Consider the following 25853-nt stretch of genomic DNA (forward strand, 5'->3'; position numbering starts at 1 on the left):
GGCCCAAGAAACCTCAGCGGTACGCGTCGAGCAGCGCCAGCACGGCCGCCGGGTTCTCCACGTGCGCGTTGTGCCCGAGACCGGGCAGCGTGGCGACCGGCACGCCGTACTCCTTGAGCTGCGCGTCGGTGACCATCGGGTCGTGCTCGCCGCGCGCCAGCAGCACCGGTACGTCGGTCGCCGTCAGCAGCCCGGTCAGGTCGGGCTCGCCGACGGCGAAGGCGTTCGGATCCATGGCGAGCCGCCACCGGCCGTCGACCTGACGGAGGCCGGCGTCCACCACCGGATGGTCCGGCGGGAGCAGGCCGGCCAGCCCGGAGACGCGCAGGTAGCGGCGGGCCGCCTCGGTACGGCTGGCGAACCAGCTCACCGGGCGGGCGGCCAGTTCGGCGGCCCGTTCCAGTTCGGCGGGTGACCAGAGCGCCTTGATCCCCAAGCCGACCACCGCGTCCACCGGCATCCCGGCGTCGCGCCCGGCCAACGCGAGGCCCACCACGCCACCCAGCGAGTGCCCGAGCACGACGAGCCGGTCGTCGGGGGCGAGGGCCGGCGCGATCCGCTCGGCGAAGCCGGCGAAGGAGTACGACGGCAGCGGCGACGCCCAGCCGTGGCCCGCGAGGTCCGGTGCCAGCCACCGGCCGGGCCAGTGTTGCTCCAGGTACGGCGCCCAGGGCAACCACACGTCACCGGTGGCCCCCAGGCCGTGCAACAGCAGCAGGACCGGCCGTCGACCGGCGTGACCACCCGATTCATCCACCACGGCCGCAGTCTCCCACGGTTCTCGGCCAGGGACGAGAGTCGTCGACGGGGGCGTAGCGCCGTGCAAGACGCGACGGGCGCCGCCCCCTCGTGAGGGACGGCGCCCGTGGCGGTCAGCGTGCCGGGTCAGGCGGAGTAGCCCCGGCTGGCGATCCAGTTGGCCAGGTCGATGGTGGTGACCCAGTACGACGGGTCGGCCGGGTTCGCCGAGTCGGCGATGCGTACCGTGCGGCCGTTGTCCTTGTAACCCACGACGGCGATGTAGTGCCCGCCGCCGTAGGAGTGCCAGGAGCCGTCGGTGTCGGTGGCGTCCCCGACGACGTTGGCGACCACGCCGCGGCCGTCGGTGATGGCCTTGACGACGTCGGCCTGGAGGCGGTCCATCTGCGCCGGGCTGGGCGCGCCGACGAACATCCGGGTCCGGTACGGGGAGCCCTTCACCTCGGCGTTGAGCACCCGGGTGGTGTCCTCGGCCGAGTTGGTGCCCATCTCGGTGGTGCCCAGTTCGGCGCCGAGCTCCTCCTGGGTACGGTCGATCCCGGTGGCGCTGAGCGCGTTGCGGGTGGCCGCCGGACCGCAGTTGTAGTAGGTGTTCTGCGCCTCGTACTCGTAGTCGAGCACCTTTGTCGCGGGCGGCTTCGGCCGCTCCGGCTTCCGGGTCAGGTCCGGGTTGCTGCTGGCCTTGGCGGCGGGCGCGGCGGCGCTGGTGGCCGGGGCGGCGCTGCTCGGCGCGGCGCTCGCCGACGGGGACGCGTCCCGCACCTCGCCGCGGGAGGCGGCGACGTCGGTGCGCATCTCGGCGACAGTGGTCGCGGTGCGCTGGCCGGCCGGCGCGTCGTCGGCGGTGGCGAGCAGGGTGCCGGTGGTGGCGGCGAGCACGAGGGCCGCGGCGGAGGCGGCGACGATCTGGTACGGGCGCTCGGTCGCGATGCGGCGGAGTTGACGCTGCATGGTGTGCTTCACGGGGTCCTCCACGGTCGGGGGGAGAGCGGCACACCGGGCCGGACCGGTATCCGGGCAGGGGCCAGCGCGCGGATGGTGGTCCGCGGGTGGTGAACCGCTCAGGGGAACGCCCGGCGTGGCCGGGCGGTGAGGCGATGACCCGGGGGTCAGCTCACCGTCACTGGACGGATGAGCGGGGGCACCGCTGTGCCGTGGAGGCGAGGGAACAGCCGAGGGGTGGAGAGGTGCTGCACGAGGATGGAACTCCTTCCGACACCGCCTACCGGGTTAGCTGACGGATTCGGGCGGGAAGATCGCCCTACCGCGGGCCGTGGCTCGCGGATTCACCCCGGACATACTGGTGGGTCCCCGGTTCGTTCATGACGATTGAGCGGGTCGGCGCGGCGTCGCCTGTTGCGATCGGTTACCGCACCGGACGGGACGACACTACTGGCCCGTTCACACCATGCCAAGCCAGGTTCACCTGCGCAAACCCGAATCGGCGCGGCAATTTCTGCACGTTCTGCCGCTGATGTGACTCGATGGGACAAGCGGTTACGGTGACGCCTATGGGCGACAACCGGACAGGTCGCCGAAACTGCGGTCAGAATCCCGCGAACAATCGCGCCGAACGTGCCGGACGCCCGATTCCACAATCCGTGACCGGGCTCACGTAACGGATCGGGCTCAACCCGCGCGGGCCGGGCGCCAACGTGCCACGACGGCGGGACGGGCCGCCCCGCGCACCAGCCGGCGGGCCGGTGCCCGACTCGGCCGCAGCCGGGCCGCTGCCGCGCACGCCTCCTCGGCAAGGGCGCGCGCCGACTCGGCGGCCAGTTCGGCAGCCCGCCAGGCGGCCCGCTCCGCGCTGGCGGCGGCCTGGTGGTCGGCCCGTCTCGCGTCCCGGATCGACCGGCTGAGCAGCGCTTCCTGCTCGACCGGGTGCCGCCGGGGATCCCAGCCGTGCCGGTGCCCGAACACGTCGCTGAGCTGCGCCATGCTTAGGTCGCCCCGCCAGTACGCCGCCGTCGCCGCGCGGTGCAGGTAGCGCTCCCGGGCGGCGTACTCGGCGGGGGTGCGGGGCGTGGCCGGGCTGGGCAGCGCCCCGGACCCCGCGAAGCGGCGCGCGCCGGTGTCCGCCTCGTCGTAGCGCGCCCAGGCGCGTTCGGCCTGCTCCTGACTGGCCAGCCAGGCATCGCGTCGCCGCTGGGCCGTCCGGGCCGCGCCGGCCGCCGCGACGGCCACCTCCTCGGCGTACCGGCGCCTGTCGACGATCGCGGCCGCCGCCACCTCACGCGCGGTCGGCACGGCCGGGGACGGGCCGGCGGTGGGCCGGTCCCCTTCCGGCCGGGCGACAAGCACGGCGAGCACGCCGAGCGCCAGCAGGAACAGGGCCGACCAGATGGCAGCGGCCTGCGGTACCCCGGTTACGAACTGGTAGAAGACGGTGGTCTCCATGGTCGGCACCTCGCTGGGGAAGCAGGGCGATGGGGAGCCCCGTCGGCCACCTGGCCACGGTGAGCGCGACCGGAAGCCACGTCCCCACGCTACCGTCGTGCCGACCCGGGCGCATCGACCGCGGGCGTGTCGACGCGCGCCGCGCCGAGCCCCCTGACCAGGGCGGACGGTGTCAGCGGGTGTCCGCGTACGTTGATCGACTGTCGGTCTGGTCGGGTCCGCCGGTGTCGGGGGCGATGTCGCCGGTGGCCCGGGTTGCGGCCGTTCGTTGTCCGGGGACGGACGCCGATCGGGCCGGGCGGCGCGGCGCGAGCCGGCGCATCATCGGGGTTTCGACGTAGCGATGCAGCAGTCCGGCGAGGAGCAGGGTCACCAGCAGGAAGCCGAGCACCACGGCCGGGCCGCGCCACCCCTCGAAGCCGATCCCCCAGTCGCCGGTGAAGCGCAGCACGCTCGTCATCACCAGCACGTGCACCAGGTAGAAGGCGAAGGAGACCTCACCGAGCCAGACCAGCGGGCGCGACCGCCACGGCGACCGCCGGTCCCGCACGTCCGCGTCCGCAGCGGCGGTGATCACCAGCAGGTACGCGACAGCGAGCAGTGTGGTCCACAGCTCCGCGCGAATCCACTGCGCGGCCGCTGCCCAGACACCCACGAAGATGAGGCTGGCCCAGGTCAGCCCGGGGCCACGCCAGAGACCCCGGCGCATCAGCTCGGCCGCCACCGCGCCCAACCAGAACTCCAGCGACCGGGCCGGCGGGAAGATCTGGGTGAACCACCACCGGCTCACCTCCGGCACCAGGTGTTGGGCCGGCCAGAGCGCAAGGATCAGCAGTGGCAACGCGACGATCAGCGCCCAGAGTAGCTTCGGCCGGGCCCGGCGCAGCAACGGCAGCACCAGCGGTAGGCAGAGGTAGAAGAAGAACTCGCAGGAGAGCGACCAACTCACCGTGTTGATGCTGTAGAACCAGCCCGGCCGGGGGTCCCAGGCCTGCAACAGCAGCAGGTTCTCCAGCGCGGCGGCCGGCAGGACCGGGTCGGCGAACCACCAGGCGACAAGCACCGTCGCCCCGAACAGCACCAGGTGGTTGGGGTAGATCTTGGCAACCCGTCGCCGCCAGAAGGTGCGCCGGGAGTCGCCGGGGCGGGCCGACCAGACCAGCACGAACCCGCTGAGGATGAAGAAGAACTGCACCCCGGACAGGCCGAGGCCGAACACCTTGTCGACAACGGCCTTGTAGTCCGGCTCGGCGATGATCCGCATGGTGCCCGCGTGGAACCCGAAGACCAACAGCGCGGCGATCCAGCGCAGCCCGGTCAGCGAGGGCAGCCGGGGTGCGCGGGCGGGCCGGGCGGTTGGCGGCGCGGCGGCGCTCGTCATGGGCGGATACCGAGGCTTGGCAGGGTCACCAGCACGTTCGTATCCTCCTCGGCGCGGCGTGGACGGCCCGACGGCGACGCCCGCGGCGGCCCGGCGGGGCCGCACCGGGGCACCCTACCGGGTCACTCCCGGCTGAACCGGACGAGTCCCGCCCGTCGCGGGCCTGGTCCCGCCGGCCGGCGTTAACCTTCTGCTGGGCGGGAGTTCAGCGACTCCACCATCCGCGGTCACGTGCGGTTCCGGGGCCGGCCATCCGGGCCGTCGAAGGTGGCGGGCGTGGTCAATGAGCCGACGCACGCACCGCTGCTGAGCATCGTCGTGCCCGTCTACGGCGTCGAGGCGTACCTGTACCAGTGCCTCGAGTCGATCCGGGCCGACATCCCGGCCGGGGAGTCGGACGCGGTCGAGTTGATCGCCGTCGACGACGCCTCCCCGGACGGCTGCGGCGACATGCTCCGCTCGTACGCCGCCGGGCACGACCGCGTCCGCGTCGTGCACCTGAGCAGCAACGTGGGTCTGGGTCTGGCCCGCAACGCCGGGCTCGACGTGGCCACCGGCCGGTACGTCTGGTTCATCGACAGCGACGACTGGGTGCCGACGGGCACGATCGCGACTGTGCTGGACCGGCTGCGCCAGCACCAGCCCGACGTGCTGATGCTCGACCACCTGCGGGTGCACGAGGACGGCCGGCGGGAGATCGACGCGAGCAGTCACCTGCTGCACGGGATCGCCGGCGTGACCCGCCTGGACGACCAGCCGCAGCTGCTGCGGGTGCAGCACACCGCCTGGAACAAGGTGGTCCGCCGGGACTTCCTGGACCGGTTGGAGCTGCGGTTCTTCCCCGGCTGGTACGAGGACATCCCGTTCAGCCATCCGCTGCTGATCGGCGCGGAGAAGATCTCCGTGCTGAACCGGGTCTGCTACCTGTACCGGCAGGGCCGCCACGGCGCGATCACCTCCACCCGCAGTGGCCGGCACTTCGACGCGTTCGCCCAGTACGAGCGCCTGCTGGACTGGGTCGCCCGCAAGCACCCGGACGGGCGGTTGCGGGCCGAGCTGTTCCAGCTGATGATCAGCCACTACCTGGTGGTGGTGGGCAACGACGACCGGCTGCACCCGCACCTGCGGCGGGACTTCTTCCACCGGGCCGCCGAGCACTACCGCCGGTACCTGCCCGTCGGCGGCTATCCGCTGCCCGCCGGGGCGATCGGGCTCAAGCACCGCCTCGTCGGGCGCGGTGACTGGCTGGCGTACTCGGCGCTGCGCCAGGCGCACCGGATCGCCGGTCGCCTGCGCCGCAGCGGCCCGGCCGGTGGGGTCGCCCCCGGAGCCGGCCCGGTCGCCGCCGACGAGGATCCGGGTCGAGGGGCGGACGTCGCGACGACGCGGGGCGGCGGGATCGCGACGGAGCGGCGGGACGCGCTGGCCGGGGGCCGGCTGCCGTGACCGCGACCAGCGCACACCACGCGGGTTTTCCAGGTCGTTCGCCCGCCGGGTGGACGACGACAGCATTACCACCGCACGCGGGTGCGGGCATACCTGAGCAGAGGTCGGAATGACGGCGACAATCAAGATCGGACCGCACCTGGTCGGTGCCGGGGAGCGACCGTTCGTGGTGGCCGAGATGTCCGGCAACCACAACGGTGACCTGGACCGGGCGCTGTCCATCGTCGACGCGGTGGCCGAGAGCGGGGCGCACGCGCTGAAGCTCCAGACGTACCGGCCGGACACGATCACCATCGACGTCGACACTCCGGCGTTCCGGATCTCCGGCGGGCACGAGTTGTGGGGCGGGGAGAACCTGTACCGCCTCTACGAGCGGGCGCACACCCCGTACGAGTGGCACGCCCCGATCTTCGAGCGGGCGCGCGAGCACGGGCTGACCGTCTTCTCGTCACCGTTCGACGCGACCGCCGTGCGACTGCTGGAGTCGCTGGACGCGCCGGCGTACAAGATCGCATCTTCGGAGCTGGTCGACCTGCCGCTGATCCGGCTCGTGGCCAGCACCGGCAAGCCGATGGTGATCTCCACGGGGATGGCGACGGTCGCCGAGATCGACGCCGCGGTGCGCACCGCCCGTGCCGGCGGCGCGGCGGGCATCGTCCTGTTGGCCTGTACCGCGTCCTACCCGGCGCCACCGGCCGACAGCAACCTGCGCCGGCTGCCGGTGCTGGCCGGCGCGTTCGACGTGCCGGTCGGGCTCTCCGACCACACGCCCGGCATCGGGGTGGCGGTCGCCTCGGTGGCGCTCGGCGCCTGCTTCATCGAGAAGCACGTCACGCTGGACCGGGCCGACGGCGGCGTGGACTCGGACTTCTCGCTGAACCCGGCGGAACTGACGGCGCTCGTCACCGAGTCCGGCCGGGCGTACGAGGCGCTGGGTGGCACCGCGATCGGCCCGACCCCGGCCGAGCGGGAGGGGCTACGGTTCCGTCGTTCCCTGTTCGTGGTCGAGGACGTCCGCGCCGGTGACCAGGTGTCCGCGCAGAACGTGCGGTCGATCCGGCCGGCCGGTGGCCTGCCCCCCGTGGAGATCGACCGGGTGCTGGGCCGCACCTTCACCACCGACGTCTCCCGTGGCACTCCACTGAGCTGGGATCTGATCTGACCGTCGTCTGACCGTCGTCTGACCGTCGTCCTTGGCCGGGTCGCCGAGTGGGTGCGGCCCGGCCCGGCGCACTTCCCTGAGCGCCTGTCGAGCTGCCCGGATGTGGGGCACGGGCGGCCGGCCACCGCACGCACCCGTCCCGGGGATGCGACGGCAGGCGCTGACCCACACCTGGGGCAGCTCTACAGGGCGCAGCCACCAGCAGCACCCCGACCGTCTGGCACGAAGCCGACGGTGACCACCAGATCGGCCAGCCAGAGGGTCCGCCAGACCGCAGACCCGTCGGCCGGTGTGCTCAGTCCGTGGCGACGCCACCACGCCGCCACCGGCACGTTGGTCAGCTTGCAGCAGCACTCGGCGCGGGTCCACCGCGCCCAGAAGTCCTCCACGCCGAACCGGCGGGCCAGCGCCGGGGGCACCGGGGCGTCGGCCCGTTCCGCGTCGATGGCCACCCGCCACCCCGGCGTCCGCGGGCCGTACCAGCCGACGCAGCGTCCGTCGTCCAGGTGACTGCGGGTCACCGCGTCGGTCAGGGCGGCGGGAGCACCGATGCGCAGGTGTCGTTCGGCGACGGCCAGCAGCGCCGGCACCGGACGGGGCCGGAGCAGCCGGTCCAGGTCAGATGGCGGCGGCACCGTCCACCACGATGACCTGGCCGTTGATGTTGGTGTGCTCCCGCAGCAGCATCCGCACCACGGGCGTGACCTCCGCCGGCTCGGTCAGGTGACCGGTCGGCGTACGGCGCACGATCTGGTCGAGCTGGGTCGGACCGAGCACCGCGGACATCTCCGAGGCGAAGAAACCGGGGGCGACCGAGTTGACGAGCATCCGACCGCCCAACTCCCGGGCCAGCGAGCGGGTGGCGGCGTCCATGCCGCCCTTGGTGGCGGAGTACGCGACCAGACCCGGGAACCCGCGTTGCCCGCAGATCGAGGTGATGTTGACGATCCGCCCGCGCATGCCCTTGCCGAGCATCCGGCGGACCACCAGCCGGGTCAACTGCAACGGGGCGGTCAGGTTGGTCTCGATGATCCGGGCGATGTCGTCGGTGGCGGTGTGCACGTGCAGCGAGTCCTGCCCGACGGCGGCGTTGTTGACGATGCCGTCGATCGGGCCGAGGCGTTGCTCCACCTCGCGGACGAAGCTCTGCGCGGCCCGCAGGTCGGTGACGTCCACCGAGCCGACGTGCACCCGGTCGGGATGCTCGGCGGCGAGCTTCGCCAGCTCCGGCGTGACGGTACGGGCGAACGCCGCCACCCGTACGCCCGCGTCGAGCAGGTCGGTGACGATGGCCAGGCCCAGCCCACGGGAGCCGCCGGAGACGAGGACCACGGTGCTGGGCGGAACGAGTGGAGTGCCGACGGGATCAGACATCGCTCTTCAGGGTCTCCTTGACGGGAATCTCGGTGAGCACGCGGATCCGGCGGGGCACCGCGTACTCGGGAAGCCGGTCCGCGCACCAGCGGACCAGCGCGGCCTCGTCGGGCACACCGGCATCGACCGAAGGCGGGCCGGCGGGGTTGAGAACCACCTCGGCGACCACCATCCGGCCGAGCACCGGGGCCCGGCGTCCGGTCACCCGGGCCCAGGCCACCGCCGGATGCCCGGCGAGCACACCGCGGACCACTCCGGCGGAGACCTTGCTGCCGCCGACGTTGATCTCGTCGGAGTCGAGGCGGCCGGTGATCAGCACCCGGTCGTCGAGGACCTGCACCCGGTCCCCGGTGCGGATCGGACCGGCCAGCCCGGCCCCGTGGTGCGGGGAGGTCACCACCAGCTCGTCGTCCACAACGGACAGGGTTGGCCGGCCCGGGGTCTTTCGGTCCAGCCAGTCGACCGGGAAGCCGGCCCGCCCGTCGTGCACCACGATGGATGCCCCCACCTCGGACGAGGCGTAGATCCAGGAGATCCGGGCGCTGGGGAACACCTCCCGGAGCTGGTCCAGGATCGCCTGGTCCACCGGCTCGCCGCCGAGGGTGAGCTGGCGCAGCGGCACCCGGGCCAGGGCGGCGGCGTCGCGGTAGAGGGTGCGACGCCAGAAGGTCGGGGTGCCGGAGGCGGCGTCCACCCGGTGCGCGGCCGCGACGGTGGGCCAGTCGTCCAGCTCGTCAGGCTCGACCACCACGAGGTGCTGGCCGGGCTGGGTCAGTGACAGGGTGACCACCTGCCACCAGGCGTACGTGCCGGGCGCGTACGGGCAGAGCCAGGTCCGGTCGGGCTGCTCGGCCCGCACGGTGGTCAGTGTGTCGAGGGTGTGCCCGACCCGTTTGGGACGCCCCGTCGAGCCCGAGGTCAGCAGCCACAGCCGGCCGGGCTCGGCGGCTCGGGGCCGGGCCGGCGCGCTCGGCTGCACGCCGTCGTCGTCGAGGACGCCGACGGTGAACCCGGCCTCCAGCAACTCCGTCCGCATCGCCGCGTCGACTCGACTCTGCGTGCTGAGCAGCAGCTCGGTGCCGTGCACGGCGTGCTGCCGAGCGGCGGCGAGCGCGTGCACGCCACGGTGGGCGAGCACCGCTGCCGGATCGGGCAGCGTCGGCGTCGGCAGTGCCCGCCAGGTCAGCGCGGCGCCACCGACGACGATCCGGTTGTCGACGCCCGCCGGCTCCCGGGGCGCGGGTGCGCGGTCGCGCGCCGGCGCGACTCTCACTGGTGTTGAAGCTCGACGAGGAAGTCGAGGACGTCTGCGACGGTGGCGATGCGGCGCAGGCCGGGGGCGTCGAAGTTGAGCTCCTCCCCCGTCTCGTCCTCGACCCGCAGGGCCAACTCGGAGAAGTCGAGCGACCGGAAACCGATCTCCCGCAACTGCGCCGCGTCATCCGCGGGCAGCTCCTTGTCCTGGTTCTTCAGCACCTGAGCCATGAGGTCGCGGATCTGCGCGCGACTCAATTCGTTCATGCGGCGCAGTCTACAACCCGTCGAATGCATATCTGCTTTCCCGGTGGGTCCGGGTAAGGTGCTCCGACCGGACGTGAACAGCTAAGAAAGCGAGACGCACGTGCTGCGCGAAGCGACGGCGGACGACGTTCACCTGATGTTGACCTGGCGTAATCAGGAAACCAACCGACAGGTCAGCAAGACCAGCCACGAGATCACCGCCGACGAGCACGCCCGGTGGTGGTCGGCGGTCCGCGACGACAGGTCCCGGCGCGTGCTGGTGTACGTCCGGGACGACCGGCCCTGCGGCGTGGTCACCTTCTTCGAGCTGCGGTTCGACGGTCCTCGCACCGGGGCGTGGGGCTTCTATCTGGACGCCGACGGGCTGGCCGGGCGGGACGAGACGCTGCCCGCCTGGCTGGGGGTCATGCGGGAGGCCGTCGAGTACGCCTTCGACGGGCTGCACCTGGATCGACTCGACGGCGAGGTGCTCGGTCACAATACCGTCGTGAGACAGATGAACCGGCGTTTCCGATTCGTCGAGGGCACCCCGAGACAGGAGCTGTCCGAGGGTCGGGAAATCACCGTCATCCCGATTTCCCTGGCTCGGGCCGACCGCCGCCAACGCTGATTGTCGGACCCATTCGGATAATGGCCCCGAATCATTAACCGATGGTGTTCCCGGTGGACATCCGCCGTTCACGAATAGCGGCACCCGGCCGGGTCAGCCCCGCCGCCAGGCCGCCCAGTGCTGCACCGGGTTGCCGCCGAGCCGGACGAAGCCGTACGCGGTGCCGTCCCAGTCGTCCGGCTGACCGGGCGCCCAGCGGGCGAACACCACCTGCGCCGCCGACGGCGGCTGCTCGCCGAACCACCGGACGTCGGTCCAGGTCACCTGGTGGCTCAGGTTGAACCGCAGGACGTAGTGCACGCCGGTCGACGCCCAGACCCGCTCGCCGGGGCGTACGCCGACGTCGGCCACCCGGGGCGTCGGCGCGGTGCTCGCGACGGCCGGCCGCACGATGCGGTACTCGATGACCTGCATGGTGACCAGGTTGGCCAGGACGAGCACGCCGAACATCGGCAACCGCAGTCGGGGCACCAGCGCGGCGGCGACGAGCAGCAGGCAACCGCCGATCCCGACAAGTGACCCGAGCACCGGGCGCATCTCCCGCCAGCCCCCGGTCAACGCCACCAGGTCCGGCGCGCTGAAACCGCCGTAGCGCAACCGGTGGCCCTGGCTGGCCACGTACGCGAGGCGGGCGGCGATCAGCGCTCCGCCGCCGACCAGCAGGGCCACCGCGACGGCCGCCCGGCGCAGCACCACCCGGTGGCCGGCGGTGAGCAGCACCCCGAGCCCGACCAGCAGCCAGAACGGTGCCAGCATCTGCACGTAGCGGCCGTAGATCGCGTCCAGCGGCTTGCCGGTGATGCCGGCGAGGATCACCGACGCACCGCCGGCCACCCCGACGGTCACCACGAGGGCCACGCCCATCGTCCAGCGGGCGGCGTCGCCGTGCCGTGGACGCCACAGTTCACGCACGGCGGCGGCCCAGGCCACTCCCGCCATCCCGAAGGTGATCACCACGAGGTACCAGAGCTGGGTGGCGACACCCGCACCGACGCGGGCCACGCCCTGCACGGAGGCGACCGCCTCGACCGTGCCGCCGCCGGGGGTGCTGCCCAGCAGGTAGACCTTGTCGCCGAGGTGGTGGATGACGGCGGCGTTGAGCAGCGCCATGCCCAGCACCGGCAGCAGCGCCGCGAGCACCGCGGGCGGGCCGATCCGGCGGCGGACCAGCAGCAGCAGGACCAACCCGGCGTGCACCGCCACGATCACCAGGCCGCGCGAGTGCAGCAGGTGGAACCCGCCGACCAGCAGGCCGACGGTGGCGGCGGCGAGCGGGCCGGGCCGGGAGATCCAGCGGTGCGCGGCGAGCAGCCAGGCGAAGACCAGCGGGGCCATCACCGTGTCGATCATGGCGATGCCCGCGTAGAAGGCGGTGGCCGGCAGGGTCGCCGCCGCGACCGCGCCGAGCAGCGCGGACGACCGGCCCAGCCCGAGCAGGCGGCGACCGAGCAGGTACGCCAACGGCAACAGCGTCGAGTTCGCCATCGCATTGATCAGCTGGACGATCCGGTAGCTGTCGCCGAAGTCCCGGTCCCCGAGGAACGCCGGCGAGATCAGCATCGGGTAGCCGACCCGGCGCAGCAGGTCGTTCTCACTGCTGAACCCGCCCGGCCCGCCGGCCAGCGCGCGGGCGGTGTTCAGGTAGCTGTCCTCGTCGGTGTGCGCGATCGGCAGCACGATGTGCCGGGACAGCCACATCCGCCAGGCGACGCTGAGCACCCAACCGACGACGAGCAGCAGCGGCACCAGCCAGCGCCGCGCCGGTGCGGCGTCGGTCGTCGTCGCCACCACCTCCGGCCGTTCGATCACGTCGCTACCGGATGCCATCAACGCCTCCAGAACTGCCGGCCGGACCGGTCCCCGCGTGGACCGGTTGGGGCCGTCGGCCCGCGCCGTCGACGCGTGGGGTGACCCGCTCGCACCGAGCCGATGCGGATGTCGGGTGAACGCGGAACCGGCCGCGCGCAGGGCTGGCGGGTCACTCGCGCGGTCACTGTAACGGCCCAATGTGGCCAGGTCAGGCCGGTTACCGGCCGGACGGAAGTGTTTGCCTACGCGGTGCTCGGCATTCACAGGAGCACCGGGCGCGGTTAACCCGCGAGCGTCGGGGAGTTAACCCGCCATGGCTAGCGTCTCACCCCGGTCGGCCGGCCGAGGGCCGCCCGTTCATCCACGATCACGGGAGCACCACATTGAGTGAGTTGAATGGATCGTCCATTCTGATCACCGGGGGAACGGGTTCCTTCGGCAGGACCTTCCTCCGGCACATCCTCACCGAGGCCGACCCCGCCCGCGTGGTCGTGTTCTCCCGCGACGAGCTCAAGCAGTACGAGCTGCGCCAGCAACTCGGCGACGACCCACGGCTGCGCTGGTTCATCGGCGACATCCGGGACCGCCACCGCCTCACCCGGGCCATGCACGGGGTGGACCACGTGGTGCACGCCGCCGCGCTCAAGCAGGTGGACACCGCGGAGTACAACCCCTCCGAGTACATCGCCACGAACATCACCGGCTCCCAGCACGTCGTCGACGCCGCGATCGAGGCCGGCGTCAAGAAGGTCATCGCGCTCTCCACCGACAAGGCGTCCAGCCCGATCAACCTGTACGGCGCGACGAAGCTGGTCGGCGACAAGCTGTTCGTCTCAGCCAACCACTACGCCGCCCAGCACCCGACCCGGTTCTCCGTGGTGCGCTACGGCAACGTGGTGGGCAGCCGCGGCTCGGTCGTCCCGCTGTTCCGCCGACTGGCCGCCGAGGGCAAGAGCCTGCCGATCACCGACAAGCGGATGACCCGCTTCTGGATCACGCTCGACCAGGCCGTGCAGTTCGTCATGGACTCGTTCGACCAGATGCAGGGTGGCGAGTTGTTCGTGCCCCGCATCCCGAGCATGCGCATCCTCGACCTGGTCGAGGCCGTGGCCCCGGACGCCACCACCCACGAGATCGGCATCCGCCCGGGCGAGAAGCTGCACGAGGAGATGATCGCGCCCGACGACAGCCGCCGGACGCTGCGCGCCGACGGCCGGTTCATCGTCCAGCCGACCATCGCCACCTGGGGCTACCAGCCGCCGGCCGACTGTGACCCGGTGCCGGACGGCTTCGCCTACCAGTCGGACACCAACGACGAGTGGCTCACCGTCGAGCAACTGCGCGACATGCTCGGCCTCACCGCATGACGGGGATGCTCCCGTACGGCCGGCATTCGATCACCGAGGACGACATCGCCGCCGTCGCCGACGTGCTGCGCGGTGACTGGCTCACCACCGGCCCGCAGGTCGACGCCTTCGAGGCCGACCTCACGGCCTGGACCGGCGGGGTCGGCGTCGCCGCCGTCGCCAACGGCACCGCCGCGCTGCACGTGGCGTACGCGGCGGCCGGTGTGGGACCGGGTGACGAGGTGGTCGTCCCCCCGATGACCTTCGTGGCGACCGCCAGCAGCGCGGTCGCCCTCGGCGCGAAGATCGTGTTCGCCGACGTCGACGACGAGACGTTCTGCCTCGATCCGGCCGCGGCCGCCGCCGCCGTCACCGCACGGACGAAGGTCGTCGCCGCGGTCGACTACGCCGGCCACCCCGCCGACTACGACGCGCTGCGCACGTCGGTCGACGGCAGCGACGCGCTGCTGCTCGCCGACGCGGCGCACTCGATCGGCGGGACGTACCACGGTCGACCGGTGGGCTCGCTCGCCGACCTGACCACGTTCTCGTTTTTCCCCACCAAGAACCTCACCACCGCCGAGGGTGGCGCCGTCGCGGCGCTGGACCCGCGGATCCTCACGCGGGTCCGCCGCTTCCGTGGCGTCGGGATGGTCCGCGACCGCGCCGAGTTCCGCTTCGCCGACGAGGGCGGCTGGCATCAGGAGGTGCACGAGTTCGGGCTGAACTACCGCCTGCCCGACGTGCTCTGCGCCCTGGGCCGCAGTCAACTGCGCCGGCTCGCCGAGTTCACGGCGCGGCGGGCCGCCTTGGCCGCCCGCTACGACGAGGCACTGGCCGACCTCGACGGCGTACTCCGGCCGAACCGCAGGTCGTGGGCCGACCCGGCCTGGCACCTCTACCCGATCCGGGTGCTCGACGGGCGTCGCCGCGAGGTGTACGACCGGATGCGCGCCGCCGGGATCGGCGTCCAGGTCAACTACATCCCGGTGCACTGGCACCCGGCCTTCGCCGACCTCGGCTACCGGCGCGGGTCCTGCCCGGTGGCCGAGTCGTTCTACTCCCAGCAGCTGTCCCTGCCGCTCTACCCGGGACTCAGCGACACCGACCAGGATCGCGTCATCGACGCGCTGAGCGCGGCCCTGCGGTACGGCTCGGTGCGTTCCGCCGCCTGATGGGAACCTGATGCACCACGCCAACCACTTCTACGGCCACGCGCACGTACTGGCCCGCTACGCCGGTCTCGGCGACCGGCACCCACCGCGGATCAACGGGTACGTGCAGCACGGCTGGAACATCGGCGACGGCCTGGCCCCCGGTCACCCGTACGCCGAGCGCTCCCCCAGCCTGCTCTGGTCCGAGCAGACCCGCCGGCGAGCCTGGTCGGTGGGGCGGCGCAACGTGGTGGTCATCGGCGCTCCGTTCGCCTACCTGCTGGCCCTGCGACCCGAGCAACCGGCGGCCGGGGAGCGGGAGGGCACCATCTGGTACCCGTTCCACGGGTGGGAGGGCCAGCACGTCAAGGGCGACCACCGGAAGTTGATCGCGCTCATCCAGGACACCGAGCCCGGCCCGGTCACCGTCTGCCTCTACTGGCACGAGTACCGGATGCGCAGCGTCCGCCGGCTCTACGAGCGCGCCGGCTTCCGGGTGATCTGCCACGGCTACCGGGGACACTGGTGGAAGGACACCGACCCGGAGTTCCTCGACAAGCAGTTGACCGAGCTGCGTCGACACCGACGGGTAGCATCCAACCGGCTGACCAGCGCGATCTTCTACGGCATCGCGGCCGGCTGCGAACCGGCGGTCTACGGCGACCCGATGATCCTGTCCAACGAGGACCCGACCTTCGGCGGGACGGCCCGCATCCGACGGCAGTGGCCGCAGTTGCACGGCACCGAGGTCGACCTGCCCACCGCGGTCGAGATCGCCCGCGCCGAGCTGGGCACCGACCACCGCTGCACGCCGGCAGAGCTGCGCGAGCTGCTCGGTTGGGCGAACCTCCAGGAGGAAGAGGGCCACCGTGACGACTGAGACGGCACCCGCCGGCCGGATCACCCTGCCCGGCGGCGAGATGCTGGCCTGGTCCGACCTGCCGCAGCAGCGCCTGGCCGACGGTGGACCCCTCGCCGCGCTGGCCGCCCGGCTCGTGCCACCCGGCGCCCGGGTGCTGGTGGCCGGGCCACACGACCCGGCCCTGCTCGAACAGCTCGGCCACGCCGAGGTGACCGGCCTGCTGCGCAGCCATCCGGACGCGGTCGCGCTCGCCCAGCGAGCCGCCCACCTGATCGTGGGTGGCCCGACCGGGTTGTCCGACGACGAGACGTACGACGTGGTGATCGCCGCCGCCGGGCTGGACCCGGTTGAGTCGGTGGAGGGCACCCGCCTCGGTTGGGACGGCGTGCTGACGCGACTGGTCGCCGCCCTGCGTCCGGGCGGCGCGCTGCTGCTGCGCGTGGACAACCCGCTCGGCCTGCACCGACTGGTCGCCAGCACCCCCTGGTACGCCAACCGGGAGGACTCCACGTGGACGATCGGCGGGGTCCTCGACCGGACCCACCCGGCCAACCGGGAGCAGCTGCGCGAACGGCTCTCCGCGGCGGGGCTGCGGGCGGGCGCCTGCTGGGCCGCGTACCCCGACGCCGGCACGCCGACGGCGCTGCTCGACGCCGACCACCTCGACTCCGACGCGGGCTCCGGCCTCTTCGACGCGGTGCTGCACGGCGCGTGCGCCGGCGGTTTCACCGGCGACACCGTGCTCCAGGACCCAGCCCGGCTGGCGGTGGACGCGCTGCACGCGGGCCGCGCCGCCGACCTCGCGCCGGGTTGGCTGGTGCTCGCCCACCGGCCCGCCGACCCGGCGGATCCGGGCACGCCGCCCGTCGACGGGGATCTGCCGGTGGCGCTGGTGCAGACCGGGCGGCCCGGGATCGGCGTGCTGGAGGTGCGGCACGGTCCGTCGGGATGGCGGTGGGGACGCCTCGCGACCACCGGCACGGACCTGCCGGCCGCCGCGCCGTTCGCCAGCCGCGAGGCCGCGTACCGGGATTCGGACGCGCTGTCCGGGCCGGTGCCGGCCGGCCGGCTGCTGCGTACCCTGCTGCTCGACGCGGCCCTGCGCCGCGACCTGGCCGCCCTGCGCACGCTGCTACACGGGTACGCGGGCTGGCTCGCCGACCAGGCCGACACGAACGGCCGGATCGCCGGCGCGGCGGCGCTGGCCGGCACCGACAACGTGGTCGTCGACGGCGAGCGGTACGCGGTGCTCGACCCGAGCTGGCGGGCCACCGATCCGCTGCCCGCAGACGTGGTGCTGGCCCGCGGGCTGTGGCGCTTCGCGGCAGGCCTGCTCACCGGCGGGTACGCCCACCCGTGGTCGTCCACCCTCGACGTCGCCGGCCTGACCGTGGTGCTCGGTGGCCTCGCCGGCCACGACCTGGACCGCCCGACCGTCAGCGAGGCGGTGGAGGCCGAGGCCGCCATCGCCGCGGCGCTGCACGGATTGGACACCGACGGCAAGGCCCACCTCGCCACCGAGCTGCACGCCGTCACGCCGACCGACCCGCCGGTGGGTGCGGCGCGCAGCTACCAACAGCTCCACGAGGCATGGCTGCGCCAACGCGAGGAACTCGCCCGGCTGGCGGCACTGACCGCGTGGACCGAGGAGCTGCTCACCTCCCGGGAACGGGCACTGCGGCGGGCCGAGACGACGATCGGCCTGCTCAGCGGATCGCTCAGCTATCGGGTGGGCCGGCTCGCCATCACCCCGGCCCGGCTGGCCAAGCGGGGCGCCCGCGCCGCCAAACGCCGGGCCACCGCGGCGCTCGCCCCCAAACAGGAGGAGCAGCAGTGACCGCCGTACCGGTGCCCGGAGCCGCCCCGGACGACGCCGGACCACGGCTCGTCGGCATCGTGCAGGCACGCATGGGTTCGTCCCGGCTGCCCGGCAAGGTGCTCCGCCCGCTCGCCGGGCGTTCCGTGCTGGGCCGGGTGGTGCGCGCCGCCCTCGACAGCGGCGTCCTGGCCGATTTGGTGGTCGCCACCAGCACGGACGCGGTCGACGACGCGGTGGTGGCCGAGTGCGCGCGGTTGGGCGTGGCGTGTCACCGCGGGCCGGTCGACGACGTGCTGGGCCGCTTCGTGGGTGCGCTCGCGGCGCACCCGGGCGACGCGGTCCTGCGGTTCACCGCCGACTGCCCGCTGCTCGACCCGGAGATCATCACCCTGGTCGCGTCGGTGTACCGGGCGGTCCCCGGGCTCGACTACGCGAGCACGTCGATCGCCCGCACCCTGCCCCGCGGGCTCGACGTCGAGATCATCCGGGCGGAGACGCTGCGTACCCTGGGCCGGGTCGCCACCGATCACCACCGGGTGCACGTGACCTCGTACGCGTACACCCATCCGGAGCTGTTCCGGGTGCTCGGGGTGACGCTCACCCCGGACCGGTCGGCGCTGCGGCTGACCCTCGACACCGAGCGGGACTGGGCGCTGGTCAGCGCGGTCGTCGACCACTTCGGCGACGTCAGCGTGCCACTGGCCACGCTCACCGACTGGCTGCACGGGCAACCCCACCTGCGCGCGCTCAACGCCGACGTCCGACAGAAGCAGCTGGAGGAGTGCTGAGCACGCCGCGGGTCGGGTTGCGCTGCGACGCCAGCCCACGGCGGGGCGTCGGCCACCTCGTCCGCTGCCTGGCCCTCGCCGAGGAGTTCCTCGCCCGGGGCGTCCACGTCGCCGTGTTCGGCACCGTCGAACGGCTCCCCTGGGCCACCGCGGAACTGGCCGCCCGGGGCATCCCCCTGCACCCGGGTCCGGACTCGCCGGCCGAACTGGTCGAGGCGGCCCGCCAACACCACCTGGACGTGCTGGTCCTCGACTCCTACGAGCTGGACCCGGCCGGGGCGGGCGCGCTGCGTGCCGCCGGCGTCTTCACCCTCGCCGTGATCGACGGGGACAGCCGGGGCCAGCTCGCCGACCTCTACCTCGACCAGAACTTCGGCGCGGAGCTGCCGGGGCTGCCGGGCCGGTTGCTCGCCGGCAGCGGGTACGCCCTGCTGCGCGACTCCGTGATCACCGCCCGGCCGTCGGCGCCTCCGCCCGTCACGACGGTCAGCCGACCCCGGGTGCTGGCCTTCTTCGGCGGCACCGACGCGGTCGGCGCGGCACCGGTACTGACCCGGGTGCTCGTCGCCACCGGCCATCCGATGGACCTCACGGTCATCGTCGGTCGACCCGAGGTCGAGGCCGAGGTCGAGGACGTCGCCCCCGGCCGGGGACAGGTCATCCGGCCGGTGCCACCCACCGGTGCGCTGCCGGCACTGATCAGCGAAGCCGACCTGGTGGTCAGCGCCGCCGGCACCTCCACCTGGGAACTCTGCTGCCTGGGCGCGCCCGCCGCGCTCGTGTGCGTGGTCGACAACCAACGTGAGTCGTACACCCGGGTGGTGCGGCACGGCCTGGCCGCCGGCCTCGGCGAACTGCCGGAGCTGACCGCCGCGGGCGTCGCCGGACGGGCCGCCCGCGCGGCGGCGGCGCGGACCCTGCACGGGCTGCTCAGCTCACCGCAGCGCCGCGCGGCGCTCGCCGCGCAGGCCTGGTCGACCGTCGACGGGCAGGGCCGGGCGCGGGTCGTGGACGCGGTGCTCGACGCCGTACGCGCCGCCGCCGTTCCCGGCTGAGCCCAGCGGGTCACGAGTGGCGGCGGACCAGCACGGCCCGCACCTAGCACGGGTGTACGAAAGTGCTGCTAGGGTGGCTGGATGACGCAGGCCGCCTACCAGCCGTCGATGCTCGACCTCGCCGACGCCGGGCCGACCCTGGGGTCCCTGCCCGGTCTGATCCGCCGGCACCAGCTCAGCCGGAGCGCCTGGGTCGACCACCTTCCCGGCTGGGTGCACGGCTCCGACGCCGTCCTCGACACCCTCCTCGCCGAGGTCCCCTGGCGGGCCGAGCGGCGCACCATGTATGACAGCGAGGTCGACGTGCCCCGCCTGCTCTGCTGGTACGACGGCGACCGGCACCTGCCCCACCCGGTGCTCACCGAGGCACGGGCCGCGCTGACCCGGCACTACGCCCCGGAGCTGGGCGAGCCCTTCGTGACCGCGGGCATGTGCCTCTACCGGTCCGGCCGGGACAGCGTCGCCTGGCACGGCGACACCATCGGCCGTTCCGCACACACCGACACCATCGTCGCGATCGTCTCCTTCGGCGCGCCCCGACCCCTGCTCCTGCGCCCCCGCGGCGGCGGCGACAGCCTCCGCTTCCCGGTGGGCCACGGCGACCTGATCGTGATGGGTGGTTCCTGCCAACGCACCTGGGAGCACGCCATCCCGAAGACCACCCGGCCGGTCGGCCCCCGGGTGAGCGTCCAGTTCCGCCCGGTCGGCGTGGCCTGATTCCCGCCCGGGTCCGCCCCGGCCTCGTCTAGAGCAGGCCGGCGAGTTTGTAGAGGACCAGCGATCCGGCGACGGCGACGTTCAGGCTCTGACCGTGCCCGACCATGGGAATCTCCACGGCCGCGTCCAGGTGGTCGAGGGCCTCGGGCGGGATGCCTGTCGACTCGTGCCCGAGGAGCACCACGGTACGGCCCCGGGCGGCGGGTAGGTCACCGAGCCGAACGGCCTCGTCGGCCAACTCCACCCCGAGAATCCGGGTGCCGGCGGCCCGTTCGGCGGCCAGCCACCGCAGCGGACTGCCGACCCGGTGGACGCAGCCCGGCCGGCGCAGGGTGTTGCCACGGGCCAGTGCCTCGTCCACCCACGGGAAGGGCGGCACGGCCAGGCAGGCACCGACCGCGTCGCAGCTACGCAGCAGGGTGCCCAGGTTGGCGCCGTGCAACGGCCAGAGCGGGGCGGCGACCAGATGGCCCCAGCAGCGATGCTGCCGGGGTCGGCGGGCGGCACGCAGCTCGCGCCTTGGCCGGACCCGGATGGCGGCGCTCACGCCGCGTCGGCGACTCCGCCGGACAAGAGAAAGATCATGTGAGAGGTGCTTGGCGGCGCACCCGGGCCATCACCGAGAACAGGAGCCCTCACCATACCCGCGCACGCGCGCTCTCCGCATGATCGTGCTCCATCAAGGATCGAGTGGTGTCACCACGTCGGTGATGCAACTACTGCCTGGATCGAGCACGATCTTCGGCGGCTCGAACCCCAAAATGCGCGCAACTTCGGGGAAGTTGCTGCCTACGGCCGGTCTGAGGCAGCAACTTCCCCCCAATTGCGCGGATCCGGGCGGGCGGTCCGGGCGGGCGGTGCGGCAACCCCCGGGGGGTGGGTCAGTCGCGTTCGATGAGGTGGCCGACCACCGTTGGGCCGAGCATCACGGCGAAGCCGGAACCGTCGCGGCGGGGATCCGCCGCCGGCAGTTCCACCGGATCACCGGTGCCGGTCGCGCCGACCGGGCGCGGACCCACCCAGGCGACGACCACGTCCGTCTCACCCTTGAGGAAGCGGTGCGCGCGCACACCGCCGGTCGACCGGCCCTTCGCCGGGTACGCCTTGAACGGTGTGACCTTGACCGTCGCCCCGGTGGAGGTGACCACCATCGGCTCACCATGCCCCGGGTCGTCGGTGCGGACCGCGCCGAAGAACGCCACCCGCGCCCCGGCCGGCACGTTGATGCCGGCCATCCCGCCGCCCTTGAGGCCCTGCGGACGGACCAGCCCGGCGGGGAAACGCAGCAGCGACGCCTCCGACGTGACGAAGGTGAGCGATTCGGTGCCATCGGCCAACCACGTCGCACCGACCACCTCGTCGCCGTCCCGCAGACCGATCACCTCGAACTCGTCGGAGCGCACCGGCCACTCCGGCGCGCAGATCTTCACCACGCCCTGCCGGGTGCCCAACGCCAGCCCCGGTGAGCCCTCCGCCTGCCCACTAAACGGGGCCAGGCCGACGACGGTCTCCCCCGCCGCCAACGGGACCAGCTCGGCCGCGGACATGCCACCGCGCAGCGACACCGTGCCGGCCTGCTCGGGCAGCACCGGCAGCGGCAGCACGTCGACCTTGAAGGCCCGACCCGCGCTGGTCAGCAACAGCACCCGACCACGGGCCGTCGAGTGCACGATCGCGCGCACCGTGTCGTGCTTGACCCGGCCGTTGCGCCGACGCCCCTCGGCGCTCTCCTCCGACTCGGCCGCGGTGCGGGCGACCAGCCCGGTCGCGGAGAGGATCACCTGGCACGGGTCGTCGGCGACCTCCAGCGGGCCGGCCGGCGCGGACGCGGCCAACACCTCCTTCAGGTCACCGTCGACAAGCGTCGTCCGCCGTTCGGTGCTGAACTGCCTGACCACGGCCGCCAACTCGTCGGAGACCACCTTCTTGAGCACCCGCTCGTCGTCGAGGATCTTGCTCAACTCGGCGATCTCGCCGCGCAGCCGCTCCTGCTCGGCCTCCAGCTCGATCCGGTCGAACTTGGTCAGCCGACGCAGCGGAGTGTCCAGGATGTAGGTGGCCTGGATGTCGGACAGACCGAAGCGGCTCATCAGCCCGTCCTTCGCGGCCTGCGCGTCGTCGCTGCCGCGGATGAGCCGGACCACCTCGTCGATGTCCAGCAGGGCGATCAGCAGACCGTCGACCAGGTGCAGCCGCTCCTGACGCTTGCGCCGACGGTACGAGGTGCGTCGGGTCACCACCTCGTACCGGTGCGCCAGGAACACCTCCAGCAGCGCCTTGAGCCCCAGCGTGCGCGGCTGCCCGTCGACCAGGACCAGGTTGTTGACGCCGAACGACTGCTCCAGCGGGGTCAGCCGGTAGAGGTCGGCGAGCAACGCCTGCGGGTTGACCCCGACCTTGCACTCGACGACGAGGCGGGTGCCGCTCTCCCGGTCGGTGAGGTCCTTGACGTCGGCGATGCCGGTCAGCCGCTTGGTCTTGGTGACCTCGTTGGTGATCGCCGCGATGACCTTCTCCGCGCCGACGCCGTAGGGCAGCTCGACCACGGTGATCGCCTGGCGGCCACGACTGCCCTCGAGCGGGCCGATCTCCACCTTGCCGCGCATCCGCACCACGCCGCGCCCGGTCTCGTACGCCCGGCGCACCTCGTCCAGGCCGAGCAGCACCCCACCGGTGGGCAGGTCGGGGCCGGGGACGAACTCCATGAGCTTGTCCAGGGTGGCGTCCGGGTGGTTGATCAGCCAGCGGGCCGCGGAGACGACCTCGGCGAGGTTGTGCGGGATCATGTTGGTGGCCATCCCGACCGCGATCCCGGACGCGCCGTTGACCAGCAGGTTGGGGAAGGCGGCCGGCAGCACGGTCGGCTGGGTCAGCGACCCGTCGTAGTTGGGCTCGACGTCGACGGTGTCCTCGCCCAGCTCACCGACGAGCAGCATGGCCTCGCGCGACATTCGTGCTTCGGTGTAGCGCGAGGCGGCCGGACCATCGTCTGGGGACCCAAAGTTTCCATGCCCATCGATGAGTGGCACGTTGAGGGAGAAGTCCTGCGCGAGGCGGACCATCGCGTCGTAAATGGCCGTATCACCGTGTGGATGGTACTTACCCATCGTATCCCCGACAATTCGGGCAGACTTCACGTGCCCGCGGTCCGGGCGGTAGCCCTGCTCGTACATCGACCAGAGGATGCGCCGGTGCACGGGCTTGAGCCCGTCGCGCGCGTCGGGCAGGGCGCGGGAGTGGATGACCGAGAACGCGTACTCCAGATAGGAGTCGGAGACCTCGGTGACCAGCGGGTTGTCGAAGACCCGCGCGCCGGCCTGGTCGAACGAGGAGAGGTCGACCTTGTTTTCCTTACGGCGTGCCATGACTCAGCTCTCCACTGGAACTGCAACGGAACGGGCGCTCATGCGTCGATCGCATCCCGGTCGACCCGGTCGGCGGAGTCGATGAGCCAGTTGCGGCGCGGCTCGACCTTCTCGCCCATCAGCAGTTCGAGGATGCGTTCGGCGGCATCGATGTCGTCGAGGGTGATCCGGCGTACGGCCCGGGTGGCCGGGTTCATCGTGGTGTCCCACAACTCGTCGGCGTCCATCTCACCGAGACCCTTGAAGCGCGGGATGGGAGTGACGATCTGCTTGCCGGCCTTCTCCAGCTTGCGGACCGTCGTCTCCATCTCGGCCTGGGTGTAGGTGTAGGCGGTCTGCGGGTTACGCCCCCTGGTGGTGATCTTGTGCAGGGGCGGCATCGCGGCGTAGAGCCGACCGGCCTCGATCAGTGGCCGCATGTACCGGGCGAAGAGAGTGATCAGCAGCGTCCGGATGTGCGCGCCGTCCACGTCGGCGTCGGCCATGATCAGCACCCGCCCGTAGCGCAGCGCGGAGAGGTCGAAGGTGCGCCCCGAACCGGCGCCGAGGACCTGCACGATGGCCGCGCACTCGGCATTGTCCAGAACCTGCTGGAGGTTGGCCTTCTGCACGTTGAGGATCTTGCCCCGGATCGGCAGCAGCGCCTGGTATTCCGAGGAACGGGCCATCCGACTCGTGCCCAACGCGCTGTCGCCCTCGACGATGAACAGCTCGCTGCGGTCGATGCCGGTCGCGCGGCAGTCGACGAGCTTCGGCGGCATCGACGCGCCCTCCAGGGCGGTCTTGCGCCGGGCGGCGTCCTTCTGCTGCTTCTGGGTGAGCCGCACCCGGGCCGCGTCGACGATCTTCTGCAGGACGGTGCGTGCCTCGGCCTTGGTGCGCCGGTCCTCCAGCCATGCCTTGACGTGCGCGTCGACCAGACCCTGGAGCACCTTGGTGATCCCCGGGGTGGAGAGCTCGTCCTTGGTCTGCGAGGTGAACTGCGGCTCGGGGATGCGCACGTGCACCACGGCGGTCATCCCCTCCAGGACGTCGTCCAGCAGGGGCGGCTCCTCCTTGGCCTTGAGCAGCCCCCGGGTGTTGCGGACCGCGTCGGCGAGGGCGCGGACGAGAGCCCGCTCGAAGCCCTTGCGGTGGGTGCCGCCGTGCGCGTTGCGGATGGTGTTGGTGAAGCACTCGACGGTGCGGTCGTAGCCGGTGCCCCACCGGAACGCCACCTCGACCTCGGCGCGCCGCTGCACGTTGGACTGCATGACGCCGTTGGCGTCGGCGGCGTTCTCCCGGTAGGTGCCCTCGCCGTTGACCAGCAGGGTGCCGGAGACGGGCCGGTCGCCGGCCGGGGCGAGGAACTCCACCATGTCGCTGAGCCCGTTGGGGTAGTGGAACCGCTCCTCGGCGGGCGCCTCGCCGGTCAGGTCACGCAGCAGGTAGGTCACACCGGGGACCAGGAAGGCGGTGTTGCGCAACTTGGTGCGGACCGCGTCCACGTCGAGCGCGGCGCCGGTCTCGAAGTAGCGGGCGTCGTGCCACCAGCGGATCGAGGTGCCGGTGCGTTGACCGCGCTTCATCGCTCCGATGACCTGGAGGCCAGGGCCGGCGGTGAAGGGCGCTTCCGGCCCGGCGCCGTCGAAGATGCCCGGAACGCCGTGCCGGAACGACATCGCGTGGATCTTGCCGGCCCGGCGGACGGTGACGTCGAACCGGCGGGAGAGGGCGTTGACCGCCGAGGCGCCGACGCCGTGCAGGCCACCTGAGGTCTTGTAACCGGAGCCGCCGAACTTGCCGCCGGCGTGCAGCCGGGTGAGCACCAACTCGACGCCGGAGATGCCGGATTTGGCGTGCACGTCGGTCGGGATGCCCCGGCCGTCGTCGTCGACCTGGACGGAGCCGTCGGTGTGCAGGATCACCTCGACGGCGCTGGCGTGGCCGGCGACGCCCTCGTCGGTGGAGTTGTCGAGGATCTCGTTGACGAGGTGACCCACGCCACGGCTGTCGGTGGAGCCGATGTACATGCCGGGCCGCTTGCGGACGGCGTCCAGCCCCTCAAGGTGGGTGAGGTCATCGGCCCCGTACAGGGTGTCAGGCTCTGCGGTCAACTGGTCGTACTCCCCGGTCTCGGCTGTGTGCTGCCGGTCACCGGCGACATCAGCCGGCGCGGCGCGCCGCAGCGAGCCTAGCCCGAGGCTAGGACAAGTCCCGGAGGACCTACGCGACCCGCCGCGCGGCAGCCGCCGGACGTGAGCCACGGAACAGCCAACCAGTGCGCACGGGACCACGCACAGAAA

Annotated in this window: 22 protein-coding genes and 1 riboswitch; of the genes, 10 read left to right on the forward strand and 12 right to left on the reverse strand. The window is 72.5% G+C overall.

Annotated features, from left to right (window positions below):
• Nucleotides 1-13: 13 nt before the first annotated feature.
• The 4 genes from ACFYPM_RS13365 to ACFYPM_RS13380 all read right to left on the reverse strand — a co-directional run bounded on the left by ACFYPM_RS13365 (nucleotide 14) and on the right by ACFYPM_RS13380 (nucleotide 4540).
• A complete protein-coding gene (locus ACFYPM_RS13365; RefSeq protein ID WP_387195257.1) occupies nucleotides 14-760 on the reverse strand; it encodes an alpha/beta fold hydrolase in 747 nt (248 codons plus the stop codon).
• A gap of 125 nt (nucleotides 761-885) precedes the next feature.
• The gene (locus ACFYPM_RS13370) at nucleotides 886-1734 is read right to left on the reverse strand and encodes a C39 family peptidase (protein ID WP_387195260.1); all 849 of its coding nucleotides are present in this window, start codon (nucleotides 1732-1734) and stop codon (nucleotides 886-888) included.
• Nucleotides 1735-1963: 229 nt separating this feature from the next.
• Nucleotides 1964-2105, reverse strand: a riboswitch (cyclic di-AMP (ydaO/yuaA leader).
• A 283-nt stretch (nucleotides 2106-2388) separates the two neighbouring features.
• Nucleotides 2389-3159, reverse strand: a complete 771-nt coding sequence (locus ACFYPM_RS13375; RefSeq protein ID WP_387195263.1) for a hypothetical protein — start codon at nucleotides 3157-3159, stop codon at nucleotides 2389-2391.
• Nucleotides 3160-3331: 172 nt separating this feature from the next.
• Nucleotides 3332-4540: an acyltransferase family protein gene (locus tag ACFYPM_RS13380; RefSeq protein ID WP_387195266.1), complete on the reverse strand. Its 1209-nt coding sequence runs from the start codon at nucleotides 4538-4540 to the stop codon at nucleotides 3332-3334.
• 276 nt (nucleotides 4541-4816) lie between these two features.
• Between ACFYPM_RS13380 and ACFYPM_RS13385 the strand changes: the two genes are divergently transcribed.
• Entirely contained in the window at nucleotides 4817-5986 is a 1170-nt protein-coding gene (locus ACFYPM_RS13385) for a glycosyltransferase family 2 protein (RefSeq protein ID WP_387195269.1), read from the forward strand.
• 109 nt (nucleotides 5987-6095) lie between these two features.
• Nucleotides 6096-7148: a pseudaminic acid synthase gene (gene pseI / locus ACFYPM_RS13390; RefSeq protein ID WP_387195272.1), complete on the forward strand. Its 1053-nt coding sequence runs from the start codon at nucleotides 6096-6098 to the stop codon at nucleotides 7146-7148.
• 182 nt (nucleotides 7149-7330) lie between these two features.
• Here pseI and ACFYPM_RS13395 read toward each other — a convergent pair whose 3' ends face one another.
• From ACFYPM_RS13395 to ACFYPM_RS13410, 4 genes are read right to left on the reverse strand one after another with little or no spacing between them, the layout of a single operon-like run.
• Nucleotides 7331-7783, reverse strand: a complete 453-nt coding sequence (locus tag ACFYPM_RS13395; protein ID WP_387195275.1) for a hypothetical protein — start codon at nucleotides 7781-7783, stop codon at nucleotides 7331-7333.
• Nucleotides 7767-8522, reverse strand: a complete 756-nt coding sequence (locus ACFYPM_RS13400) for an SDR family NAD(P)-dependent oxidoreductase (protein ID WP_387195278.1) — start codon at nucleotides 8520-8522, stop codon at nucleotides 7767-7769. The genes ACFYPM_RS13395 and ACFYPM_RS13400 overlap by 17 nt, the downstream gene beginning before the upstream one ends.
• Nucleotides 8515-9795: an AMP-binding protein gene (locus tag ACFYPM_RS13405; protein WP_387195281.1), complete on the reverse strand. Its 1281-nt coding sequence runs from the start codon at nucleotides 9793-9795 to the stop codon at nucleotides 8515-8517. The genes ACFYPM_RS13400 and ACFYPM_RS13405 overlap by 8 nt, the downstream gene beginning before the upstream one ends.
• On the reverse strand, nucleotides 9792-10043 hold the full coding sequence (locus ACFYPM_RS13410) for an acyl carrier protein (protein WP_179783042.1): 252 nt from the start codon (nucleotides 10041-10043) through the stop codon (nucleotides 9792-9794). The genes ACFYPM_RS13405 and ACFYPM_RS13410 overlap by 4 nt, the downstream gene beginning before the upstream one ends.
• Nucleotides 10044-10143: 100 nt before the next feature.
• On the opposite strand from ACFYPM_RS13410, the gene ACFYPM_RS13415 reads away from it, so the two are divergent.
• The gene (locus ACFYPM_RS13415) at nucleotides 10144-10653 is read left to right on the forward strand and encodes a GNAT family N-acetyltransferase (protein WP_387195284.1); all 510 of its coding nucleotides are present in this window, start codon (nucleotides 10144-10146) and stop codon (nucleotides 10651-10653) included.
• 93 nt (nucleotides 10654-10746) lie between these two features.
• Here ACFYPM_RS13415 and ACFYPM_RS13420 read toward each other — a convergent pair whose 3' ends face one another.
• On the reverse strand, nucleotides 10747-12480 hold the full coding sequence (locus ACFYPM_RS13420) for a hypothetical protein (RefSeq protein ID WP_387195287.1): 1734 nt from the start codon (nucleotides 12478-12480) through the stop codon (nucleotides 10747-10749).
• 365 nt (nucleotides 12481-12845) lie between these two features.
• Here ACFYPM_RS13420 and pseB point away from each other — a divergent pair, with 365 nt between their 5' ends.
• The 7 genes from pseB to ACFYPM_RS13455 all read left to right on the forward strand — a co-directional run bounded on the left by pseB (nucleotide 12846) and on the right by ACFYPM_RS13455 (nucleotide 20203).
• On the forward strand, nucleotides 12846-13829 hold the full coding sequence (gene pseB / locus ACFYPM_RS13425; RefSeq protein ID WP_387195290.1) for a UDP-N-acetylglucosamine 4,6-dehydratase (inverting): 984 nt from the start codon (nucleotides 12846-12848) through the stop codon (nucleotides 13827-13829).
• A complete protein-coding gene (locus ACFYPM_RS13430) occupies nucleotides 13826-14983 on the forward strand; it encodes a DegT/DnrJ/EryC1/StrS family aminotransferase (protein ID WP_387195293.1) in 1158 nt (385 codons plus the stop codon). The genes pseB and ACFYPM_RS13430 overlap by 4 nt, the downstream gene beginning before the upstream one ends.
• 10 nt (nucleotides 14984-14993) lie before the next feature.
• Nucleotides 14994-15842, forward strand: a complete 849-nt coding sequence (locus ACFYPM_RS13435; RefSeq protein ID WP_387195295.1) for a hypothetical protein — start codon at nucleotides 14994-14996, stop codon at nucleotides 15840-15842.
• Nucleotides 15832-17661 carry a class I SAM-dependent methyltransferase gene (locus ACFYPM_RS13440; protein ID WP_387195298.1) on the forward strand — a complete coding sequence of 610 codons (1830 nt, stop codon included), beginning with the start codon at nucleotides 15832-15834 and terminating at the stop codon, nucleotides 17659-17661. Before ACFYPM_RS13435 ends, ACFYPM_RS13440 begins: the two co-directional genes overlap by 11 nt.
• Entirely contained in the window at nucleotides 17658-18431 is a 774-nt protein-coding gene (locus tag ACFYPM_RS13445; RefSeq protein WP_387195301.1) for a cytidylyltransferase domain-containing protein, read from the forward strand. Before ACFYPM_RS13440 ends, ACFYPM_RS13445 begins: the two co-directional genes overlap by 4 nt.
• Complete coding sequence (locus tag ACFYPM_RS13450) at nucleotides 18428-19486, forward strand: PseG/SpsG family protein (RefSeq protein WP_387195461.1); 1059 nt, start codon at nucleotides 18428-18430, stop codon at nucleotides 19484-19486. The genes ACFYPM_RS13445 and ACFYPM_RS13450 overlap by 4 nt, the downstream gene beginning before the upstream one ends.
• A gap of 81 nt (nucleotides 19487-19567) precedes the next feature.
• The gene (locus ACFYPM_RS13455; RefSeq protein WP_387195304.1) at nucleotides 19568-20203 is read left to right on the forward strand and encodes an alpha-ketoglutarate-dependent dioxygenase AlkB; all 636 of its coding nucleotides are present in this window, start codon (nucleotides 19568-19570) and stop codon (nucleotides 20201-20203) included.
• 28 nt (nucleotides 20204-20231) lie between these two features.
• Here the strand turns inward: ACFYPM_RS13455 and ACFYPM_RS13460 are convergent, their stop codons facing one another.
• The 3 genes from ACFYPM_RS13460 to ACFYPM_RS13470 form a co-directional block, all read right to left on the reverse strand.
• Nucleotides 20232-20750 carry a TrmH family RNA methyltransferase gene (locus ACFYPM_RS13460; RefSeq protein WP_387195307.1) on the reverse strand — a complete coding sequence of 173 codons (519 nt, stop codon included), beginning with the start codon at nucleotides 20748-20750 and terminating at the stop codon, nucleotides 20232-20234.
• Between the two features lie 334 nt (nucleotides 20751-21084).
• On the reverse strand, nucleotides 21085-23568 hold the full coding sequence (locus ACFYPM_RS13465) for a DNA topoisomerase (ATP-hydrolyzing) subunit A (RefSeq protein ID WP_387195310.1): 2484 nt from the start codon (nucleotides 23566-23568) through the stop codon (nucleotides 21085-21087).
• A 38-nt stretch (nucleotides 23569-23606) separates the two neighbouring features.
• Nucleotides 23607-25664, reverse strand: a complete 2058-nt coding sequence (locus ACFYPM_RS13470; protein ID WP_387195313.1) for a type IIA DNA topoisomerase subunit B — start codon at nucleotides 25662-25664, stop codon at nucleotides 23607-23609.
• Between the last annotated feature and the right edge of the window lie 189 nt (nucleotides 25665-25853).

Origin of the sequence: Micromonospora sp. NPDC005203, from assembly GCF_042872705.1 — a bacterium.
Classification (GTDB): domain Bacteria; phylum Actinomycetota; class Actinomycetes; order Mycobacteriales; family Micromonosporaceae; genus Micromonospora.

Bases quoted from the DNA above. Each gene is read 5' to 3' on its own strand.
- ACFYPM_RS13375 (WP_387195263.1), bottom strand. From the start codon at position 3,159: ATGGAGACCACCGTCTTCTACCAGTTCGTAACCGGGGTACCGCAGGCC.
- ACFYPM_RS13380 (WP_387195266.1), bottom strand. From the start codon at position 4,540: ATGACGAGCGCCGCCGCGCCGCCAACCGCCCGGCCCGCCCGCGCACCC.
- pseI (WP_387195272.1), top strand. From the start codon at position 6,096: ATGACGGCGACAATCAAGATCGGACCGCACCTGGTCGGTGCCGGGGAG.
- ACFYPM_RS13400 (WP_387195278.1), bottom strand. From the start codon at position 8,522: ATGTCTGATCCCGTCGGCACTCCACTCGTTCCGCCCAGCACCGTGGTC.
- ACFYPM_RS13410 (WP_179783042.1), bottom strand. From the start codon at position 10,043: ATGAACGAATTGAGTCGCGCGCAGATCCGCGACCTCATGGCTCAGGTG.
- ACFYPM_RS13420 (WP_387195287.1), bottom strand. From the start codon at position 12,480: ATGGCATCCGGTAGCGACGTGATCGAACGGCCGGAGGTGGTGGCGACG.
- ACFYPM_RS13430 (WP_387195293.1), top strand. From the start codon at position 13,826: ATGACGGGGATGCTCCCGTACGGCCGGCATTCGATCACCGAGGACGAC.
- ACFYPM_RS13435 (WP_387195295.1), top strand. From the start codon at position 14,994: ATGCACCACGCCAACCACTTCTACGGCCACGCGCACGTACTGGCCCGC.
- ACFYPM_RS13455 (WP_387195304.1), top strand. From the start codon at position 19,568: ATGACGCAGGCCGCCTACCAGCCGTCGATGCTCGACCTCGCCGACGCC.
- ACFYPM_RS13465 (WP_387195310.1), bottom strand. From the start codon at position 23,568: ATGGCACGCCGTAAGGAAAACAAGGTCGACCTCTCCTCGTTCGACCAG.